The 20,520-nt window shown below is 66.6% G+C and carries 19 protein-coding genes; 9 read left to right on the top strand and 10 right to left on the bottom strand.

Translation table 11 applies throughout. From position 1 onward, the window contains the following. Window positions 1–7: 7 nt before the first annotated feature. Window positions 8–478, bottom strand: a complete 471-nt coding sequence (locus BST13_RS31775) for a MarR family winged helix-turn-helix transcriptional regulator (RefSeq protein ID WP_211296235.1) — start codon at window positions 476–478, stop codon at window positions 8–10. Window positions 479–538: 60 nt separating this feature from the next. Between BST13_RS31775 and BST13_RS31780 the strand changes: the two genes are divergently transcribed. Then, a complete protein-coding gene (locus BST13_RS31780) occupies window positions 539–1,540 on the top strand; it encodes a periplasmic binding family protein (protein ID WP_083169225.1) in 1,002 nt (333 codons plus the stop codon). Beyond that, window positions 1,537–2,514 carry an amidohydrolase family protein gene (locus BST13_RS31785; protein ID WP_083169227.1) on the top strand — a complete coding sequence of 326 codons (978 nt, stop codon included), beginning with the start codon at window positions 1,537–1,539 and terminating at the stop codon, window positions 2,512–2,514. The genes BST13_RS31780 and BST13_RS31785 overlap by 4 nt, the downstream gene beginning before the upstream one ends. Here BST13_RS31785 and BST13_RS31790 read toward each other — a convergent pair. From BST13_RS31790 to metG, 5 genes are all read right to left on the bottom strand, one after another. Continuing rightward, the gene (locus BST13_RS31790) at window positions 2,501–3,727 is read right to left on the bottom strand and encodes an aminodeoxychorismate synthase component I (protein ID WP_083169229.1); all 1,227 of its coding nucleotides are present in this window, start codon (window positions 3,725–3,727) and stop codon (window positions 2,501–2,503) included. The genes BST13_RS31785 and BST13_RS31790 overlap by 14 nt on opposite strands. A 20-nt stretch (window positions 3,728–3,747) precedes the next feature. Then, window positions 3,748–4,656: an RNA polymerase sigma-70 factor gene (locus BST13_RS31795; protein WP_083169231.1), complete on the bottom strand. Its 909-nt coding sequence runs from the start codon at window positions 4,654–4,656 to the stop codon at window positions 3,748–3,750. After that, window positions 4,653–5,840 carry an NAD(P)/FAD-dependent oxidoreductase gene (locus BST13_RS31800; RefSeq protein ID WP_083169233.1) on the bottom strand — a complete coding sequence of 396 codons (1,188 nt, stop codon included), beginning with the start codon at window positions 5,838–5,840 and terminating at the stop codon, window positions 4,653–4,655. The genes BST13_RS31795 and BST13_RS31800 overlap by 4 nt, the downstream gene beginning before the upstream one ends. A 90-nt stretch (window positions 5,841–5,930) precedes the next feature. Continuing rightward, window positions 5,931–7,280 carry an NADP-specific glutamate dehydrogenase gene (gene gdhA / locus BST13_RS31805; RefSeq protein WP_083169235.1) on the bottom strand — a complete coding sequence of 450 codons (1,350 nt, stop codon included), beginning with the start codon at window positions 7,278–7,280 and terminating at the stop codon, window positions 5,931–5,933. Between the two features lie 5 nt (window positions 7,281–7,285). Beyond that, the gene (metG, locus tag BST13_RS31810; RefSeq protein ID WP_083169236.1) at window positions 7,286–8,836 is read right to left on the bottom strand and encodes a methionine--tRNA ligase; all 1,551 of its coding nucleotides are present in this window, start codon (window positions 8,834–8,836) and stop codon (window positions 7,286–7,288) included. A gap of 25 nt (window positions 8,837–8,861) precedes the next feature. Here metG and BST13_RS31815 point away from each other — a divergent pair, with 25 nt between their 5' ends. The 3 genes from BST13_RS31815 (at window position 8,862) to rsmA (ending at window position 11,832) form a co-directional block, all read left to right on the top strand. Then, window positions 8,862–9,716 (top strand): TatD family hydrolase, encoded by an 855-nt coding sequence (locus BST13_RS31815; protein WP_083169238.1) that lies wholly within the window; start codon window positions 8,862–8,864, stop codon window positions 9,714–9,716. 86 nt (window positions 9,717–9,802) lie between these two features. Next, window positions 9,803–10,930, top strand: a complete 1,128-nt coding sequence (locus tag BST13_RS31820) for a resuscitation-promoting factor (RefSeq protein WP_083169239.1) — start codon at window positions 9,803–9,805, stop codon at window positions 10,928–10,930. Next, window positions 10,927–11,832, top strand: a complete 906-nt coding sequence (rsmA, locus tag BST13_RS31825; protein ID WP_083169241.1) for a 16S rRNA (adenine(1518)-N(6)/adenine(1519)-N(6))-dimethyltransferase RsmA — start codon at window positions 10,927–10,929, stop codon at window positions 11,830–11,832. Before BST13_RS31820 ends, rsmA begins: the two co-directional genes overlap by 4 nt. A gap of 63 nt (window positions 11,833–11,895) precedes the next feature. On the opposite strand, the gene BST13_RS31830 is transcribed toward rsmA, so the two are convergent. Beyond that, entirely contained in the window at window positions 11,896–13,398 is a 1,503-nt protein-coding gene (locus tag BST13_RS31830) for an amino acid permease (protein ID WP_083169243.1), read from the bottom strand. A gap of 78 nt (window positions 13,399–13,476) precedes the next feature. Next, window positions 13,477–14,334 (bottom strand): serine/threonine-protein kinase, encoded by an 858-nt coding sequence (locus BST13_RS31835; protein WP_083169245.1) that lies wholly within the window; start codon window positions 14,332–14,334, stop codon window positions 13,477–13,479. 55 nt (window positions 14,335–14,389) lie between these two features. Here BST13_RS31835 and BST13_RS31840 point away from each other — a divergent pair, with 55 nt between their 5' ends. Then, window positions 14,390–15,358 (top strand): 4-(cytidine 5'-diphospho)-2-C-methyl-D-erythritol kinase, encoded by a 969-nt coding sequence (locus BST13_RS31840; RefSeq protein WP_170064363.1) that lies wholly within the window; start codon window positions 14,390–14,392, stop codon window positions 15,356–15,358. 293 nt (window positions 15,359–15,651) lie between these two features. Next, entirely contained in the window at window positions 15,652–17,286 is a 1,635-nt protein-coding gene (locus tag BST13_RS31850; protein ID WP_083169248.1) for a fatty acyl-AMP ligase, read from the top strand. Window positions 17,287–17,383: 97 nt separating this feature from the next. Here BST13_RS31850 and BST13_RS31855 read toward each other — a convergent pair whose 3' ends face one another. Beyond that, on the bottom strand, window positions 17,384–18,022 hold the full coding sequence (locus BST13_RS31855) for a TetR/AcrR family transcriptional regulator (protein ID WP_083169250.1): 639 nt from the start codon (window positions 18,020–18,022) through the stop codon (window positions 17,384–17,386). Between the two features lie 84 nt (window positions 18,023–18,106). On the opposite strand from BST13_RS31855, the gene BST13_RS31860 reads away from it, so the two are divergent. Next, entirely contained in the window at window positions 18,107–18,766 is a 660-nt protein-coding gene (locus BST13_RS31860) for a DUF998 domain-containing protein (RefSeq protein WP_083169252.1), read from the top strand. Between the two features lie 17 nt (window positions 18,767–18,783). Here the strand turns inward: BST13_RS31860 and BST13_RS31865 are convergent, their stop codons facing one another. Continuing rightward, window positions 18,784–19,329: a DUF6611 family protein gene (locus tag BST13_RS31865; protein ID WP_245839890.1), complete on the bottom strand. Its 546-nt coding sequence runs from the start codon at window positions 19,327–19,329 to the stop codon at window positions 18,784–18,786. Between the two features lie 120 nt (window positions 19,330–19,449). Between BST13_RS31865 and BST13_RS31870 the strand changes: the two genes are divergently transcribed. After that, window positions 19,450–20,484: an epoxyqueuosine reductase gene (locus tag BST13_RS31870; RefSeq protein WP_083169256.1), complete on the top strand. Its 1,035-nt coding sequence runs from the start codon at window positions 19,450–19,452 to the stop codon at window positions 20,482–20,484. The last annotated feature ends 36 nt before the right edge of the window (window positions 20,485–20,520 follow it).

Genomic DNA, 20,520 nt, shown 5'->3' on the forward strand with positions numbered 1-20,520 from the left:
TACCTGGTCAGGACTCCAGCCGCAGCAGGGCGGTGAGCAGGCGACCGCCCGGAGCGCCGTCGGCTCCGAACATCTCCCGCTGCAGCTGGACCATCACCGGCAGGGCGCGGCGTAGCACTGCCACACCGTCGGCCGTGACCTCCACGTTCTTCGCGCGAACATCCGAGGCACTGCGCGGCCGGGCGATCCAGCCCTTGTCCTCCAGCGCCTTCATCATGTGTGAGACCTGCATGGGCGCGACGTCACCTGCCCGGGCCAGTTGCACCTGCGTGACCGGCTCACCGGCCCGGCCCAGCCATGCGGCCAGCGCCAGCGTCTGGAACTGCAGATGGGTGAGGTTGAAGTCGGCCAGCGCGCGATCGGCTTCGCGGATGTATCGGTGCAGGACCCGCCACAGCACGAATCCGACGGCCTTCTCCGGCCCGCCGAGGGAGGCGGTCGCGAACAGATCCTCGATCGCGCCTGTGTCGTTGGCCACGACGCAGAGCGTAGACAATTGACGATTGCCGAAGATAGTAAACGCGTTTAGTATTTGGGTATGGAAGTTCTAGACCTCGACATCGGCTTCCGCGGCTATGAGCACGTTCGCCCGTTGATCGACGGCGCCGTGCCCATCGAGGGAGTCGCCCCGAGATTCCACACCGCGGCGATCGTGTCGGACATCTTCGAGCGCATGGTGCGTCACCGGCAGTTCGGCGTGGCCGAGCTGGGGCTCACCTTCTACCTGCGCACGCTCGATCTTCCCGACCCGCCGTTCATCGCGCTGCCCGTGTTCCTGGCGCGCCAGTTCCGCCACTCGGCAATCTTCGTCAACCGAGCGGCCGGCATCGAGACCCCGCAGGATCTCGCGGGCAAGACCGTCGGCGAGTTCGCCATGTACGGACACGACGCGGGCGTCACCGCCAAGGGTGTGCTGTCCGATGAGTATGGCGTGCGGCCAGACCAATGTCGTTGGGTCATCGGCGGATTCGATTGGCCGATGGCGCCGTTCGACTTCGTCCCGCAGCCCCACCCCGAGAACGTCACCGTGACGCGGGCAGGCGCGAGCGCAGCGCTGGGGCCGATGCTCGACGCCGGTGAGATCGACGCACTGATCTCTGCCGACGTACCCGCCTGTGTGATCGACGGGTCACCCAACGTCGCGCGATTGTTCGACGACTACCGGCCGGTCGAGCGCGACTACTATCAGCGCACCGGCATCTTCCCGATCATGCACACCGTGGTGATCCGGCGCGACCTCGTTGAGCGCCATCCCGGCCTGGCGCGGTCCCTCTATCAGGCCTTCTGTGACTCCAAAGATGTTGTCGCACAGCAATATCGGACCGGCAGAATCTTCAATCACATCGACGTGATGACACCGTGGATCAGCGCGCTGTACGACGACAACCTCAGCCTCTTCGGAGCCGACTGGTGGCCCTACGGCGTGGCCGCCAATCGGCGGGCGGTCGATGCGTTCCTGCGGTGGCACTTCGAACAGGAACTCTCGCAGCGACGTTGGACATGTGAGGACATCTTTGTAGAGGAGCTGCTGGACACATGAAAATTGTTGGACTGGAAGAACATTTCGCCACTCCCGACCTCATCGACGCGTGGTCGAGGCTCGAGCCGCAATGGCAGGACATCGCCATGCCCGGGCCGGGGGAGTGGACCGACCGGCTGCTCGATCTCGGTGACGAGCGGGTGGCCGCGATGGACGACACCGGGCTCGACGTCCAGGTCGTGTCCGTCACCGCTCCGGGTGTGCAGAACCTGGCGGCTGCCGATGCCGTGCGGCTGCAGGTCGACTGCAACGACCGCCTCGCCGCGGCCGTGGCCGCCCGCCCGGACCGGCTACAAGGGTTCGCGACGCTGGCCACACCGGATTCTGCCGCAGCCGCCGACGAACTCGGCCGGGCGGTCACCGAGTTGGGCTTTGTCGGCGCGATGCTGTGCGGCCGGACCCGCGAACGCAACCTCGACCATCCGCACAACTGGGCGATCTTCGAGGCGGCCGAAGCCCTCAACGCGCCGCTGTATCTGCACCCGCAGTCACCGCAGCCCGCGGTGCGTCGCGCCTACTACGACGGGCTCGGCACCCCTCTCGACCACGCCTTCGCCACGCACGGCCTGGGTTGGCACTACGAAACCGGGGTGCAGTTGCTGCGCCTCATCCTTGGCGGCGTCTTCGATCGGTTCCCCGGGCTGCAAGTGATCGTCGGTCACTGGGGTGAGCTGGTCTTGTTCTACCTTGAGCGTATCGACCGCTTGTCGGCTGTCGCCGAGCTGCGGCGACCGGTGTCCGAGTACCTGCGGACCAACGTCTACGTCACTCCCAGCGGCATGTTCAGCCGGCGGTATCTGCACTGGGCGCTCGATGTCGTCGGCGCCGACCGGATCATGTTCTCCACCGACTATCCCTACATATCGGTGCCCGACGGAGCCAGCAGGAAGTTCCTGGAGGAACTCGATACCGCCGACCGGGAGAAGATCGCGTCCGGCAACTGGGACCGGCTCTGCGCTGCTATCCGGCGCTGACGGACGACAACGCCACAATGCTCGACGCCTTGTGCAGGCACTCCTCCCATTCCCGGTCCGGGTCGGAGTCCGCGGTGATGCCTCCGCCGACGCCGAGCACCGCTGACCCGTCGGCGCCGAACTCCACGGTGCGGATCGCGACGTTGAGCTCGCAGCCCGCCACTGGTGAGGCCAAACCGACTGTGCCGCAATACACTCCGCGGCGCGCCGGCTCCCACTGCCGCAGCAGTTGGCGGGCGCGGGTCTTGGGGGTGCCGGTCACCGAGGCCGGCGGGAAGGTGGCCTGCAGCAGTTGATCCATCGGCAGTTCGACGGGCACCTCGGCTGCGACCGTCGACACCAGGTGCCACACCCCCGGCGCGGGCTGCACCATCAGGAGTTCGGGCACCGTCACGGTGCCCGTGGCGGCCACCCGGCCCAGGTCGTTGCGCACCAGGTCGACGATCATGACGTTCTCGGCGACGTCCTTGACCGAGGCGAGCAGGCCGGCCGGATCGGCGGACCGGGGCAGTGTGCCCTTGATCGGGCTGGACGTGACGTCGGTCCCGCGCCGACGCAGGAACAGTTCCGGTGACAGCGAGGCCACCGCACCCCAGGCACCGGAGAGGTAGGCGGCGCGCGACGGCACGGTCCGAGCGGCCGCGTCGGCGAAGAACTCCAACGGGTCCCCGTCGAGGTGACCGGTGAACCGCGTGCAGACACAGGCCTGGTACACCTCGCCCGCGGAGATCGCGTCAAGGCAGGCCAGTACGCCGTGCCGGTGCACATCCCGGTCAGGCGGCACCCAGTGCAGGGCATACGGGTTTGCCTGCGGTGCGGGCAGATTCGCCAACCACGCGGGAAGTGCTGTGTCGGTGAGGCTTTCGTACCACCACCGGCCGTCGGTGTCTTGCCGCAGCACGCAGTCCGACCAGCCGCCCGCGGCCTCGGGGATGCGTGGCGGCAGCCCGTCGGCGCCGGGATCCGGGTAGGCCAGGTAGCCGAACCAGCCGCCGCCGATGGCCGGTCCGGCAGTATGGCTCGAGGTGAGCGGGAATGCCGCTGCCGCGGCCACCGGCTCCGTCCTGAGCGACGGGGCGATCACCGCGCGGGAACCGAACCAGTCGCCGATCAATGCCGCCGGTGGGGGCAGGCCGGCGCGCGTGGCCGCAGCGGCGACGGCGCGCAGCACCGCTGGGGGGTCTCCCAGGGCGCCGAGTCGCTCGATCCGCATGCCACCAGCGTGGCAGAGTCTCAGCGGCTGATCACGCGCGGGATGTCGACGCCTGTCAGCTTGTCCGGATTGCGCATGGCGTAGAAGTGGGTGATCTTGCCGTCCACGACCTCGACGGTGACCACACCCTCGAAGCTGTCCTCGAGGTACAGCTTGTACGCCGGGGCGTTGTTGTAGGTGGTCGGTTCGAAGCGGCCGCCCTGCCCGACGAACCGCATCAGCCCCATCACCAACTTGGCCACCGATTGCGCACCGGACACCGGCCGTCGTGCCGCGCTGCGCTTGCCGTCGCTGTCGGCCGTCCACACCACATCCGGAGCGAGCAGTTCCAACAGCACATTCACGTCGCCGGTGGCCGCCGCCGTGAAGAACCGCTCGGTGACCTCCGTCGAAAGCTGCGGATCCACGGGGTCGAACCGCTTGCGCCGCGATTGCACGTGCTCGCGCGCCCGGTGTGCCATCTGCCGCACCGCGCTTGCGGATTTGTCCACCGCCGAGGCGATTTCGTCATGACTGAAGCCGAACACCTCGCGCAGGACGAACACCGCCCGCTCGTCGGGGCTCAGCGTCTCCAGCACCACCAGCATGGCCATGGACACCGACTCGGCCAGCACCACGTCGGCGGCGCCGTCACGGGTCTCCAGCAGCAGCGGCTCGGGCAGCCAGGGGCCGACATAGTCCTCGCGTCTGCGGGACTGGGCTCGCAACGCGTTGAGCGCCTGGCGCGTGACCAACTGGGCCAGATAGGCCTTGGTGTCGGTCACGCTGTCCAGGTCGACCTCCGCCCAGCGCAGGTAACTCTCCTGCAGCACATCGTCGGATTCCGTTGCTGTACCTAGTATTTCGTAGGCGATGGTGAACAGTAGCGGCCTCAGCAGGGTGAACCGCTCGGCGTGCTCGGTCGAGTTGCCTGCGCTGGGGGTACTCATGAGATGACCAGTGTCTCCTGCTGCGCCGCCGCGAGCTGGCGCGCCCGGTTGTCGCCGTGGAACCAGAAGTACGAGCCGGGTTTCGCCGCCTCGCGCCGGATGGCCCACAGGGTGCCTCGGCACACCCCCTCCTTGATGTACGCGCCAGTGCGGCCGCCCACGAAGACCTTGCGCGGGGTGTCGTCGGAGTGGCAGAACTGCACGGTGCCCAGGCTTCGCCCGACACTGACGCACTGTCCGGTGAATGCCTGGTTGATCACGGCGGGTTCGGTGCCGTTGATCCGTGCCAGCACGGTGTTGGCGGCCTGAATGCCCAGCGGTCCGGCGGACTGGCAGCTCATCCGCAGCGGAATGCCCGACGGTGACGCGGCATCCCCGGCGGCGACGATGCACGGATCGTCCACGCTGGTGAGGGTTTCGTCGGTGCGCAGCCGGCCCAGCTCATCGGTCGTCAGGCCGCTGGCTGCAGCCAGGCCGGGCACCCCGAACCCGGTGGTCCATACCGTCACTGCGCTGGGGAGTCGGTTCCCGTCGGCCATCACCACAGCGTCGGGTTCGACAGCGGCGACCAGGATGTCGGGCCCGTCGATGATCGACACGCCCTGCCGGGTCAGCGCTTTGACCACCGAACGCCGGCCGGATTCACCCAGCGAGGCGCCGACGACATCGGTGACCAGGGTGACGTTGCGGCCCGCCTCGGCGAACTCCGCGGCGGCCTCGATGCCGGTCAGCCCGCCACCGACGACGACGATCGGGGCTCCGAGCGCGACATCCTGCAGCCTGCTGTGCAGCCGGGTGGCATGCTCGAATTCGCTCAGTGGATAGGCGAATTCGGCAGCGCCCGGCACCGCGGCCGGCACGCCGGCGGTGCTGCCGACGGCGTACAGGAGGTAGTCGTAGTCGAGCGTGTCGCCGGAGCTGAGGTACACCCGGTGGGCTGCCGCGTCGATGCGCTCGGCGCCGTCGACGAGCAGCCGCACCCGGTCGCCCAGCAGGGTGTCGTAGGCCTCGGTGGCGTCGTCGTTGCCCACCGCCAGCTGGTGCAGGCGAATCCGTTCGACGAACCGCGGTCGCGGGTTGACGAGAGTCACGTCGACGCCCGCGTTGCCCTGCAACCGGTTGGCGGCCAGCACCCCGGCGTAGCCGCCGCCGATCACTGCGACGCGGATGTTCTGGACGGTCATGGTGTCTCCTCTCAAAGGGCTTGTGCCCTCAAGACACCGCGCGCTGCCGGTTTGTGACAGCCAGGTCCGCGATGTGGCTCAGATCACTCGTTACACCAATCCGAGCGCCAGCATGGCGTCAGCGACCCGGATGAACCCGGCGATGTTGGCACCGGCCATGTAGTTGCCCGGTTGGCCGTATTCGTCGGCGATGGTGAGGCAGCTGTCGTGGATGCGGCCCATGATCTCGGCCAGCCGCTGCTCGGTCTCCTCGAAGGTCCACGAGTCGCGCGACGCGTTCTGCTGCATCTCCAGCGCGCTGGTGGCGACGCCACCCGCGTTGGCGGCCTTACCGGGTGCGAATGTCACGCCGGCTTCCGCGAACGCCTTCACCGCCTCGGGAGTGCACGGCATGTTGGCGCCCTCGGCGACGATGCGGCAGCCCGACTTGATCAACAGTTCGGCGTCGGCTCCGGACACCTCGTTCTGGGTCGCGGAAGGCAGCGCGATGTCGCACGGCACCTCCCAGATGCTGCGGCCCTCGACGAATTGTGCTGCGCCCGCACGAGCTTCGACATAGTCGCTGATCCGCCCGCGCTGGACCTCTTTGACCTCTTTGAGGACGTCGATGTCGATGCCCTTCTCGTCGAGCACGTAACCGCTGGAATCCGAGCACGCCACCACGATGCCGCCCAAGGCGTGCACCTTCTCGATCGCGTAGATCGCCACGTTGCCCGAACCGGACACCACGACTCGTTTGCCGTCGAAGGAATCCTGTGCCGCGCGCAGGATCTCGTCGACGAAGAAGACCGTGCCGTATCCGGTCGCCTCGGTACGCACCTGCGACCCTCCCCAGGTCAGTCCCTTGCCGGTGAGCACACCGGACTCGTAGCGATTGGTGATGCGCTTGTACTGGCCGAACAGATAACCGATTTCGCGCGTGCCGACGCCGATGTCGCCGGCCGGAACGTCGGTGTACTCGCCGATGTGGCGGTAGAGCTCGGTCATGAACGACTGACAGAACCGCATCACCTCGGCGTCGGAGCGGCCCTTCGGATCGAAGTCCGAACCGCCCTTGCCGCCGCCGATGGGCAGGCCGGTCAGCGAGTTCTTGAAGATCTGTTCGAAGCCGAGGAACTTGACGATGCCCAGGTACACCGACGGGTGGAACCGCAGGCCGCCCTTGAACGGTCCGAGCGCCGAGTTGAACTCGACCCGGAAGCCGCGGTTGATCTGCACCGTGCCGGAGTCGTCGAGCCACGGCACCCGGAAGATGATCTGCCGTTCGGGTTCGCACAACCGCCGGATCACGGCGTTGTCGGCGAACTCGGGGTGCTTGTCGACAACTGGTCCGAGGCTGGTCAGCACCTCGAAGACGGCCTGGTGGAATTCCTTCTCGCCCGCATTGCGCCGGGCTACTTCCTCATAGATGTCACACAGGCTGGGATGCAATCCACTCATGTCTCTCAGTCCATCTGGTATCGCGGGAACACTGCCGCGGGCGCGGGCAGCGTGACACCCGGCTTGAGCCGAGTGCTGATGGCAGCGAAGGTCCGCTCGTCGGCCGGTTGCCCCAGCAGGTCGAGCATCTTGCCCATCGAATCCGGCATCACCGGCTGGCTCAGAAGCGCGGCGATGCGCACCGTTTCCAGCGTGGTGTAGAGCACTGTGCGGAAGCGCTGCTGGTCGCCTGGATCGGCGGACTTTCGCAACACCCACGGCTCCTGTGCCGAGAAATATCGGTTGGCCGCGCCGAGCACCGACCAGATCGCTTCCAGCGCAAGGTGCATGGCAGGCTCGTCGAAGTGCGCCCGCACCCGGTCCAGCAGCCCGTCGGCCGCGGCCAGCAGGGCCTTGTCGGCATCGGTGAACTCACCCGGATCGGGCACCACACCGTCGAGGTTCTTGTTGACCATCGAGAGCGAACGTTGCGCCAGGTTGCCCAGTTCGTTGGCCAGGTCGGCGTTGATCCGGCCGATGATGGCCTCTTCGCTGTAGCTGCCGTCCTGGCCGAAGGACACCTCACGCAAGAAGAAATAGCGCACCTGGTCGAGCCCGAACGCGTCGACCAGCGCGATGGGGTCGACGACGTTGCCGACCGACTTGCTCATCTTCTCGCCCTTGACGTTGATGAACCCGTGCGCGAAAACCCGTTCGGGGAGCGCGATTCCGGCTGACATCAGGAAGGCGGGCCAGTACACGGTGTGGAACCGGATGATGTCCTTGCCGATCATGTGCAGATCGGCGGGCCAGTACTTGCCGAAGGTCTCCGACGTCACATCCGGAAAGCCCACGCCCGTAAGGTAATTGGTCAGGGCGTCGACCCAGACGTACATGACGTGGTCGGGGTGGTCCGGGACCGGAACGCCCCAGTCGAACGTGGTCCGCGAGATCGAGAGATCCTTCAGCCCGCCGGAGACGAAGCTGACGATCTCGTTGCGACGCACGTCGGGCCCGATGAACTCGGGGTGCGCCTCGTAGTGGGCGAGCAGGCGATCGGTGTAGGCCGACAGCCGGAAGAAGTAGGTCTGTTCCTCGGTCCAGGTGACCGGCGTGCCCGTCTCGATGGCGGTGCGCGTGCCGTCGGGCCCCTCGGTGGTCTCGTCCTCGGCGAAGAAGCGTTCGTCGCGTATCGAGTACCAGCCGGAGTAGGCGCCGAGGTAGATGTCACCCGCCTCGTTCATCGCGCGCCAGATCTCCTTGGAGGCCTCATAGTGGTCGGCATCGGAGGTGCGGATGAACCGGTCGAAGGAGATGTTGAGCGTCTCCTGCAGCCGCTGGAACACATCGGAGTTGCGATTGGCCAGCTCGGCGGCCGAGATACCCTCGGCTGCGGCGGTCTCGGCCATCTTCTGCCCGTGCACGTCGGTACCGGTCAGGTAACGCACGTCGAACCCGTCGAGGCGCTTGAATCGAGCGATCGCGTCTGTGGCGATGTACTCATACGCGTGCCCGATGTGAGGCGCGCCATTGGGGTAGGCGATCGCGGTGGTGATGTAGTACGGCGGCTTGCTCATCGGGGCATCACTCTATGGTGTTGCTGTGAGTTCCAAACGCTCAGGCAGGGAGAAACCGCCCGCGCCGGAACCTCTGGCGCCCCTCGTCGATGCCCATACCCACCTCGACTCGTGCGGTGCCGAGACCGCCGATGACGTGCACGCGATTCTCGACCGTGCGGCCGCGGTCGGGGTGCAGAAGGTGGTCACCATCGCCGACGACCTCGCCGCCGCGCACTGGGCGGCCGGTGCCGCGGAAGCTGACGACCGCGTGTATGCGGCGGTCGCGCTGCACCCCACGCGTGCCAATGCGCTGACCGACGAGGCGAAAGCGGATCTCGAGCGGCTGGCGTCCCAGCCGCGGGTGGTCGCGGTGGGCGAGACGGGGATCGATCTGTACTGGCCCGGCAGGGTGGACGGCTGCGCGACGCCCGCGGAGCAGCGTGAGGGCTTCGCCTGGCACATCGACCTGGCGAAACGGACCGGCAAGCCGTTGATGATCCACAACCGCGACGCCGATGCCGAGGTTCTTGACGTGCTGGCCGCCGAGGGGGCGCCCGAAACTGTGATCTTCCACTGTTTTTCGTCGGGCCCCGAGATGGCGCGCACATGCATCGACGCGGGCTGGATTTTGAGTCTGTCCGGCACGGTGAGCTTCAAAAATGCTGTTGACCTGCAGGAAGCTGCTCGGCTGATCCCGCAGGGGCAGCTGCTGGTCGAGACCGACGCGCCGTTTCTGACTCCGCACCCGTATCGCGGCGCGCCGAACGAGCCGTACTGCCTGCCATACACTGTCCGGGCATTGGCAAAGCTGCTTGACCGGCCCGAGCAGGACTTGGCGGTCGAGACGGCAACCACAGCGACCCGGGTGTACGGGCTGGACGAGAGTTGCCGTATATAGGCCTTTTCGTTACCGTCTTGTGATCAACCGCTCGACGTGCAGTCGGTGAACCATGCCGTCAACACGGGGGAGAGACGAACTTACGTATGGATGCTCTGAACAAACTTCATGAATCGCGCTCGCCGCTACTCCGAGGTGTCGTCGGCGCCGTCCTGGTCACGCTGACAGCGGCCGGCGGGTTCGCTGTCTCGGCGCACAAGACGGTGACGCTCAACGTCGACGGTACGGCGATGACGGTGACGACCATGAAGTCCAGAGTGATCGACGTCGTCAAGGAGAACGGTTTCGACGTCGGCGACCGCGACGACCTCTACCCGGCCGCCAACCAGCCGGTGCAGGATGCGGGCAACATCGTGCTGCACCGCAGCCGCCCGCTGGAGGTCTCGCTCGACGGGCAGACCAGCCAGCAGGTGTGGACCACGGCGTCGACCGTCGACGAGGCGCTCGCGCAGCTGCAGATGACCGATACCGCGCCCGCCGCGGCGTCCCGCGGGACTCGTGTTCCGCTGGGCGGGATGGCACTTCCCGTGGTGAGCGCCAAGACGGTCCAGATCGACGACGGCGGCGCGGTGTCGACCGTGCACCTGGCGGCCGCGAACGTGGCCGGCCTGCTGGAAGCCGCCGGCGCGCCGCTGCAGCAGAACGACACCGTCGTCCCGGCCGCGTCGTCGCCCGTGACCGAGGGCATGCACATCCAGGTGACCCGCATGCGCATCGAGAAGGTCACCGAGCGGATGCCGCTGCAGCCGGACAACAAGCGCATCGAAGACACCTCGATGAACATGAGTCGTCAGGTCGTCGAGGACCCGGGCGCCCCGGGAACTCAGGACGTGACTTTCGCGGTGGCGAAGGTGAACGGCGTGGAAACCGGCAGGCTGCCAGTAGCCAATGTCGTTATCACACCGGCCCGTGACGGCGTGCTCCGGGTCGGAGCCAAGCCGGGAACCGAAGTTCCACCCGTTGCGAATGGAAGTACCTGGGACGCCCTGGCCTCCTGCGAAGCCGGAGGTAACTGGGCGATAAACACAGGTAACGGTTTTTACGGTGGCGTGCAATTCGATCAGAACACTTGGGAGCGGCAGGGCGGTTTGCGGTATGCTGCGAGAGCCGATTTGGCGACCAGGGAAGAGCAGATTGCGATTGCTACGGTGACGCAGGCACGGCAAGGATGGGGAGCTTGGCCAGTGTGTAGCGGGAGGATTGGGGCGCGCTGACTATTCGACTGCTCGGGCGGACCGAGATAAGACGCCTGGCCAAAGAGATCGACTTTCGGCCACGCAAATCATTCGGACAGAACTTCGTGCACGACGCGAACACTGTCCGCCGTATCGTGTCGGCTTCAGGGATCCATCGCACCGATCACGTGTTGGAGGTCGGTCCCGGCCTCGGCTCGTTGACGCTGGCCCTGCTGGACCGTGGTGCGCAGGTCACCGCAGTGGAGATCGATCCGCTGCTGGCGCGGCAACTGCCCACCACCATCGCCGATCACTCGCACAGTGAGATCAACCGGCTCTCTGTGCTCAACCGCGACATCCTGACCCTCATGCCGGGTGATCTCACCGATCAGCCGACCGCGCTGGTCGCGAACCTGCCGTACAACGTGGCGGTGCCCGCACTGCTGCACCTGCTGGCCGAGTTCCCGACCATCCGGACCGTGATGGTCATGGTGCAGGCCGAGGTGGCCGAACGTTTGGCTGCCGAGCCGGGCGGCAAGGACTACGGGGTGCCCAGCGCCAAGGTGCGGTTCTACGGCAACGTACGCCGCCACGGCATGGTGTCACCGACGGTGTTCTGGCCCATTCCGCGGGTGTACTCGGGCCTCGTACGCATCGACCGGTACGAGACCTCACCGTGGCCCACCGACGAAGCGTTCCGTGACGAGGTCTTCAACCTCATCGACATCGGGTTCGCGCAGCGTCGCAAGACGTCGCGTAACGCGTTCGCGGACTGGGCGGGTTCGGGCAACGAGTCGGCGGAGCGGCTGCTGGCCGCGAGCATCGATCCGTCCCGACGCGGTGAGACTCTCGCCATCGCCGACTTCGTGCGACTGCTGCAGCGCTCGAACGAGGCCGCGCTCGAGGCCGGGAAACAACAGGACCAGGTGCGCGTCACCTAGGCCTCACAACGACAACAGACGGGTCGCTCACCTACGCGGTGAGCGACCCGTCTGTCGTTCGGGCTACGGATCTGCTCTGCGGTTCTCGTCCAGGAACTCATCCATCAGCGGGGTCTCGGCCACCACGGGGTAATTGCCCGTGACACCGATGCGCTCGGCGGCCAACTGCATGACCCTGCCGCGCACCAGATACCAGCCGACGACCAGGGCGGGGACGATCACCACCAGGGCGACCAGGTTCCAGTAGTTCTCGTAGCACATCAGGCCGGTGACCACTGCCAGGAAGGCCAGGGTGGCATAGCTCGTGTAGGGCGTGCCGAACAACCGGAACGCGGGCCGCGTCACCAGCCCCCGGGTGGACCAGCGGTACAGCTGGATCTGGCAGATCACGATGGTGCCCCACGAGGCGATGATGCCGAGCGCCGACAGATCCAGCGCGATGTTGAACGCCTCCGAGGGCACCACCATGTTGAGGAAGACGCCGAGCACCGTGAACACACCCGTAAGGGCGATACCCGCGAACGGGACGCCGCGCTTGGTCATCTTCGCGGTGAACTGCGGTGCGCTGCCGTTCATCGCCATCGACCGCAGGATTCGGCCGGTCGAGTACAGCCCGGCGTTGAGGCTCGACAGCGCCGCGGTCAGCACTACGAAGTTCATGATGTCGCCGGCGGCGGGCACACCGATCTTGGAGAAGAACGTGACGAACGGGCTGGTGCCCTGCTGGTATGCGGTGTAGGGCAACAGCAGTGCGAGCAGGATGAGTGAACCGACGTAGAACACGGCGATGCGGACCACCACCGAGTTGATCGCGCGCGGCATGACCTTCGCGGGGTTCTCCGTCTCGCCGGCGGCTGTGCCGACCAATTCCACTGCGGCGTAGGCGAATATCACACCGGAAGTGACGATCACGAGTTGCAGCACACCGGTGGGCAGCAAGCCGCCGTTGTCGGCGATGACCGAGAATCCGGTGCTCTGCCCTTCCGCGGTGAACCGCCCCGCCAGGAACACGATGCCGACCACCAGAAAGGTCACCAGTGCCACGACCTTGATCAGCGCGGCCCAAAACTCCATCTCGCCAAAGACTTTGACCGAGATCATGTTCACGGTCAGCACGATCACCAGGGCGATCAGCGCGATGGTCCACTGCGGGATGGCCTTGAACGCGCCCCAGTAGTGCATGTAGAGCGCGATCGCGGTGACATCGACGATCGAGGTGCAGGCCCAGTTGAAGAAGTACATCCAACCCGCCACGTACGCGGCCTTCTCGCCGAGGAACTCACGGGCATACGAGACGAAAGATCCTGACGAAGGGCGGTGCAGCACAAGCTCACCCAGCGCCCGCAGGATGAAGAACACGAAGAGCCCGCACACGCCGTAGACGATGAACAACCCGGGTCCGGCGGTATGGAGCCGCCCGCCGGCGCCCATGAAGAGGCCGGTACCGATGGCTCCGCCTATGGCGATCATCTGAAGCTGGCGCGGTTTGAGCCCTTTGTGATACCCCTCGTCCTCGCGAGCGAGTCCGGATGGGCCGTGGTCGGTGGTGGATGACGCGGATGACATCGTGCCGACGTTAGCTGCGGTGTGTGCCGCGGTGACGCGGTTGGCGTAAAACGTACGTTAAGTAAGTTACGTTCAGAGTTACCGCAGTGCCCTGGTGATCAGTTTCATGAACTCTGTGCACGAGTCATAGCGCATATCAGGCCTTTTCGCCATCGCCTTGGCCAGGATGGAGTCGACCGCGTGTGGTATCCACGAGACTTGGCGGGAGATCCGCGGTGGCGGGGAATGCAACTGGTGATCGACCAGTCCCATCGCGGTGTTTGCGGTAAAGGGTGGCGAGCCGGTCAGCATCTCAATGGTCGTGCAGGCCAACGAATATTGGTCGGTGGCCGCCGAAGGTGCTCTCCCGCTGAGTAGTTCGGGCGCAGAGTACGGCAGTGAGGCTTGGACCTGGGCATGCGGCTCCCGGAACTGGCGCGTGATCCGCTTGGCGGGGTCGAGCGTCAGGCGCCCGTTGTCATGGGCCAGTCGGATGGCCACATCTTCCGAAACCGAGTGTGCCACACCGAAATCGATCAGAACTGCTCGAGAAAATGGCTTGTCCACAAGGATATTCGACGGTTTGACATCGCAGTGCACGATCCCGCACCGGTGGGCGTGGTCGAGTGCGCCGGCCATCTGGGTCAAGGCCGTGAGCCGGTCGCTCAGCATCTCCAACCCGCCGATGGTGCCACCGTCGATCAATTCCATGGCCAGCCACACCTCGCTGGCGGTGTAGACCCTGACGATGTTGGGGTGCGTGAGCCTGCGGGCGAAGTCGAACTCTCGCTGCAGGCGCGCCACCTGATCGGGCCTGCGGTGCGATTCGTTGAGGACCTTCAGTGCGACGACGCCGCCGTCGGCATCGTGAGCCCGATACACCACAGCCCAGCCGCCGCGGCCGAGGACCTCGTCGACCTCGTATTCCGCGATGGACCCCTCACCGGGTGACACCACTGTCACAGCATAGGTTCGGTGACGGTTTGCCGTCGTCAGGGATAGTGTCGTGGCCGTGTCCGCATCCGACGGCAGTACCGCATCCGAATGGGTCCCCACCGGGTCGGTCACCGTGCGTGTGCCCGGCAAGGTCAATCTGTACCTCGCGGTCGACGACTTGCGCGAGGACGGCTATCACGAGCTGACCACGGTCTTCCATGCGGTATCGCTGACCGACGAGGTGACCGTGCGCAACGCCGACGTGCTGTCGGTGACCATGTCGGGGGAAGGCGTCGAGTCGCTGCCCACCGACGAGCGCAACCTGGCCTGGCGGGCCGCCGTACTGCTGGCCGACCACGTCGGCCGCGCGCCGGACGTCGCCATCTCCATCGACAAGTCCATCCCGGTGGCAGGTGGCATGGCGGGCGGCAGTGCCGACGCGGCGGGTGTGCTGGTGGCGATGAACACGCTGTGGGAGCTCGGGGTGCCGCGGCGTGATCTGCACGCGTTGGCCGCCCGGCTGGGCAGCGACGTGCCGTTCGCGTTGCACGGCGGGACGGCGCTGGGCAGCGGGCGCGGTGAGGAGCTGGCCACAGTGCTGGCCCGCAACACCTTCCACTGGGTCTTGGCGTTCGCCCATCGCGGCTTGTCCACGCCGAAGGTGTTCGGAGAGCTGGACCGGCTGCGTGCCGACGCCAGCCGGGATGAGCCGCCCCGCGCCGAGGAACCCGAACCCGTGCTGGCGGCATTGGCCTCGGGGGATGCCGCGGAACTCGCGTCGCTGCTGGGCAACGATCTGCAGCCGGCCGCGTTAAGCCTGTACCCGGAGCTCCGTCGCACCTTGCGGGCTGGCGTCGAGGCGGGGGCGCTGGCAGGCATCGTCTCGGGTTCCGGGCCGACCTGCGCATTCTTGTGCGCGTCCGCGACCGCCGCGGTCGATGTGGGCGCGCAATTGGCAGGTGCCGGGGTGTGCCGCACGGTGCGGGTGGCCAGTGGTCCGGTCCACGGCGCGCGGGTGGTACCTGCGCCGTCGGCGTCGGTGTGATATCGGCGCGGTGTGACTCAGGACTCAATTCTCGCGTTGGTTTGGCAGCTACTTAAGAGTCTCATAAGATGACCGATGGTGATTGCCAGCGATGATGCATCGTCGCCCGTCGTGCTCGGCGGGCGGTTGACTTGCGGCGTGCCGCCGACGGCATCACCTAACCGAGACATAACCGCTGCCCAAATGTGTGCGCGCGCCTTCACACTGGCGTCGGACATCAGGCGGAGCATGGAAACCCGGGCGCTGTATCCCATGTCACCGGCGCTGCGGCTCCGGAAGCCGAGGAGGTCGTCGTGAGCAGATTCACCGAGAAGATGTACCGCAACGCCCATGAGAGCGATCGCGGCATGGTGACCGGCGAACCGCACGAACCCGTCCGACACACCTGGCTGGAGGTTCACGAGCGGGCGCGCCGTATCGCGGGCGGACTCGCCGCTGCGGGCATCGGACACGGTGCGGCGATCGGCGTGCTGGCTGGCTACCCGGTGGAGATCGCGCCGACGGCCCAGGGCGTGTGGATGCGCGGCGCCAGCCTGACCATGCTGCACCAGCCGACGCCGCGAACTGACCTGGCGGTGTGGGCCGAGGACACCATGAACGTCATCAGCATGATCGAGGCCACGGCCGTGATCGTCGCCGAGCCGTTCCTCGTCGCCATCCCGGTGCTCGAAGAAAAGGGCATCAAGGTGCTCACGGTGGCTGATCTGCTGGCTGCCGAGCCGATCGACCCGGTCGAGACCGGCGAGGACGATCTGGCGCTCATGCAGCTGACCTCCGGGTCGACCGGGTCGCCCAAGGCCGTGCAGATCACCCACCGCAACATCCACTCCAACGCCGAGGCCATGTTCATCGGCGCGCAGTACGACGTCGAGAAAGACGTCATGGTGAGCTGGCTGCCCTGCTTCCACGACATGGGCATGGTCGGCTTCCTGACCATCCCGATGTACTTCGGCGCCGAGCTGGTCAAGGTCACGCCGATGGACTTCCTGCGCGACACCCTGCTGTGGGCCAAGCTCATCGACAAGTACAAGGGCACCATGACGGCGGCGCCCAACTTCGCCTACGCGCTGTTCGCCAAGCGGCTGCGCAAGCAGGCCGAGCCGGGCCAGTTCGACCTGTCCACGCTGCGCTTCGCGCTGTCCGGTGCCGAGCCCGTCGACCCCTCTGACGTCGAGGACCTGCTCGACGCGGGCAAGCCGTTCGGCCTGTCGCCCTCGGCGATCCTGCCGGCGTACGGCATGGCCGAGACCACGCTCGCGGTGTCCTTCTCCGAGTGCAACGCCGGTCTGGTGGTCGACGAGGTCGACGCCGATCTGCTGGCGGCGCTGCGCCGCGCCGTGCCCGCCACCAAGGGCAATACGCGACGGCTGGCCACGCTCGGCCCGCTGCTGACCGATCTCGAAGCCCGCGTGGTCGACGAGAACGGCGACGTGATGCCCGCGCGTGGCGTCGGAGTCATCGAGCTGCGCGGCGAGTGCGTCACCCCCGGGTACGTCACCATGGGCGGGTTCCTGCCGGCTCAGGACGAGAACGGCTGGTATGACACCGGCGATCTCGGCTACCTGACCGAAGAGGGACACGTCGTGGTCTGTGGCCGCGTCAAGGACGTCATCATCATGGCCGGCCGCAACATCTATCCGACCGACATCGAGCGGGCCGCAGGCCGCGTCGATGGCGTGCGGACCGGATGTGCCGTCGCAGTGCGGTTGGACGCCGGGCACTCGCGGGAGACCTTCGCCGTCGCCGTGGAATCCAACGCCTGGCAGGACCCGGCCGAGGTGCGTCGGATCGAGCACCAGGTCGCCCACGAGGTCGTCACCGAGGTCGACGTGCGGCCGCGCAACGTCGTCGTGCTCGGCCCGGGCACCATCCCCAAGACCTCGTCGGGCAAGCTCCGCCGCGCCAACTCGGTTTCCCTGGTCACCTAGTCGCGCGAGCAGACCACCTAGTCGCGCGAGCAGACGCGCAGGTACGCGACACGCCGCTGTTCGGGTACTGCCACGTCTGCTCGGCGTGGTCGGTGCGTCATCGAGGGCGGTAACCGGCGAGGAACACCGCAACACCGGCCCGCACATAGCGGGGTACGTCCAGGCGGGCCAGCACGTCCGGGCCGCCGTGAAACAGTGCCTCGTCGATAGGCCGCCCGACGATCAGGAACGCGAAGTGATCGGCGGCCGTCGCGGCATCTGCAACGCTCAGTAATCCGCGGGCGTCGAGCCGGGTGAACGCCGCTGCCAGCGCGGCCAGCGTCTGCGTCGGTGCGCGGTCGTAGTAGCGCTGTGCCAGCTCGGGTAGTCGGTTCGCCTCGCCGATGACAAGCCTTCGCAGCTGCACCACCGGTTCCTGCAGGACGGTCTTGAGGTACTCCTCGGCGAGGTCGATCAGTACCGGCTCCAGGTCCGAGGCGCTCTGAAGCTCCTCGATTCGCTCACGGAACTGCCCGACCACCCGTACCAAAGCGTCGTCGACGATGGCGAAGAGCAGTTCACGCTTGTCGCCGAAGTGCTTGTAGACCGTCTGCTTGGACACCTCGGCCCGGGCGGCGATCTGGTCGACACTGGTGCCCTGAAATCCGTTGCCCAGGAACAGTTCTCGGCCAGCGGCCAGGATGGTCTGGCGTTTGAGTGCCGAGCGGGTGGGCATTGGCGTCCGTGCCTGGGTCATGTCGCTCCCGTCTGTGAGTACTGGACAGTCTAGTTCTTGTAGCAGTACTGTACCGTCTAGTTCCGTTTTGGAGGAGGGAGTCCGATGACCACCGCACACACCGACTCGTGCCCGGTGCCGCTCTCGGTGCGAATCACCAAATCGCTGCTCGGCTACGGGGTACTCGCGGGGCCGATATATGTCACGACGGTGGCCGTGCAGGCTGTGACGCGGGAGGGTTTCGATCCCGTCCGCTACCCGGCGAGCGTGCTGGCCAATGGGCAACTGGGGTGGATACAGGTGGCCAACTTCCTGGTCAGCGGTGCCATCACGGTTGCGGCCGGGGTCGGCGTGCGTCGCGCACTGGGCGGTCGGCGGACCCGCAGCGCCGGCACGCTGATCGTCGGTTACGGTGCCGGATTGATCGGCGGCGGGCTCTTTCGGGCCGATCCCGTTCCGGGATTCCCGCCCGGCACTGTCGACATGGTGATCACCTGGCACGGGATCGCGCATCTGCTCTCTGGCGCGGTCGGGTTCGCCTGCGTCGTCGCGGCGGGCTTCGTGCTGGCGGCGGAATTCGCCCACCGCGGCGATCGGGGGTGGGCGCGATTCTCGCGCGTGACGGGCGCGGCGTTCGCCGCGTCGTTCATTGCGATGATCGCCGGCTCTGGCGCGCCTGCGGCCAACGTGGGCTTCACGGCCGGGGTGGTGCTGGTGTGGGTTTGGCTGGCGGCGGTTTCGGCCAAGATCTATCGCCAGGCGTGAAACATGTTGCGCTGCAGTCAGTGTGGCTGCTCGTGGGGTGAGCGTGTCGCGGCATCCTGCTCGATGCGGTCGTAGACCTGCCACCAGATGAGCTCGTGGTCGACGATCGAGATCTCGTGCCGTGCCAGCCGCTCGTCGGCGTCGATGAGCCGGGCCGCCGCGGCAGCGAGCCGGTCACGGGCTGCCAGTGAGTGCGGCTCGTCATACCCGGCCATCGTGATGGCGACGATGGTGCGGACCTGTCTGCGGGCCTCACCGGCCAACGTGACGATGACGGCGCCGCCGATCAGCGGCACTGCCGAGGACACTGCCAACGCTGTCCACGGTGAAAGCAGCGTGGGGGACAGCCATGCCTCGCACTGCAGCCACAGCAGCATGCCCCACAGCGGCCAGCCGCGCGCGGCGCGAATCCACCGGCGGTCGCTGGTACTGAGGCCGGGCGGGAAGACCACCAGACGGTAGTGGACGATGCCGAATCGCCCCGGACGGACGTCGATCGAACCCCAAACCCGATTCCCGTCGAGTAGCCGGGCTACGCAGCGGCGCAGCGGGTGCGAGCGCATGATGCCCATACTTCGGGTCTACCCCTATTTGGGCGGCAGGCACAGGGCTCCGAACGCTTTCTTGACGTCTTGGTTGGAGTGCCTTTGCACAGCTGGGTATGGAAATCTATACTCAGCTGCATGACGGATCAGCTTCCCGCCCGCCTTGCCGGTCATCCCACGGTGCGGGCGGTGCGCTCCCGGACCGCACCGCAGGTCCCGGCGATCATCGACGCGGACTGGTTGCGCCGGATCTGCCTGGAGGCCGGCGCCGACGACGTGGCGTTCGCGAGCGTCGATGACCCCGCACTGGCCTCCGAACGGGAGCACGCCGACGCGGCTCTTCCCGGGGTTCGCAGCTACATCTCGCTGGTGGTGAAGATGAACCGCGACAATGTGCGGTCCACCGCGCGCAGCGTCGCCAACCAGGAATTCCACCGCAGCGGCGAGATCATCAACGAAGCCGCGCACCGCATCACGCGCGCGCTGGAGGATTCCGGACGGCGGGCCCTTAACCCATCGGCCACCTTCCCCATGGAGATGGACCGCTTCCCGGGGCGGATCTGGGTGGTCGCGCACAAGCCCGTCGCGGTCGCCGCCGGGTTGGGGGTCATGGGCATTCACCGCAACGTGATCCACCCCCGGTTCGGCAACTTCATCCTGCTGGCCACCATCCTGGTGGCCGCGCCGATCAGCAGTTACGGTGCGCCGCTGGACTATTCACCATGTCTGGAATGCAAGCTCTGTGTCGCGGCATGCCCGGTGGGCGCCATCGGCAAGGACGGCGAGTTCGATTTCGTCGCCTGCTCGGTGCACAACTACCGCGAATTCATGGGCGGTTTCACCGACTGGGCGCAGACCATCGCCGACAGCTCTGACGCGGCCGACTTCCGTTCCCGGGTCAGCGATTCGGAGAACGCGTCGATGTGGCAGAGCCTCTCGTTCAAGGCCAATTACAAGGCCGCGTACTGCCTGGCGGTATGCCCGGCGGGGGAGGACGTGATCGAGCCCTACCTCGACGACCGCAAGGCGTTCATGGACACGGTGCTCAAACCGCTTCAGCAGAAACGGGAAACGCTCTACGTGTTACCGAATTCGGTGGCAAAGGCGCACGCCGAGAAGCGTTTTCCGCACAAGACCGTGAAGGTGGTCGACAGCGGCATTCGGGGGCGTTAACCCGGCGAGCAGACGTGAAGGCACCGGAAACGCGGC

The sequence above is a fragment of the Mycobacterium aquaticum genome, from assembly GCF_002086485.1.
GTDB lineage: Bacteria > Actinomycetota > Actinomycetes > Mycobacteriales > Mycobacteriaceae > Mycobacterium > Mycobacterium aquaticum.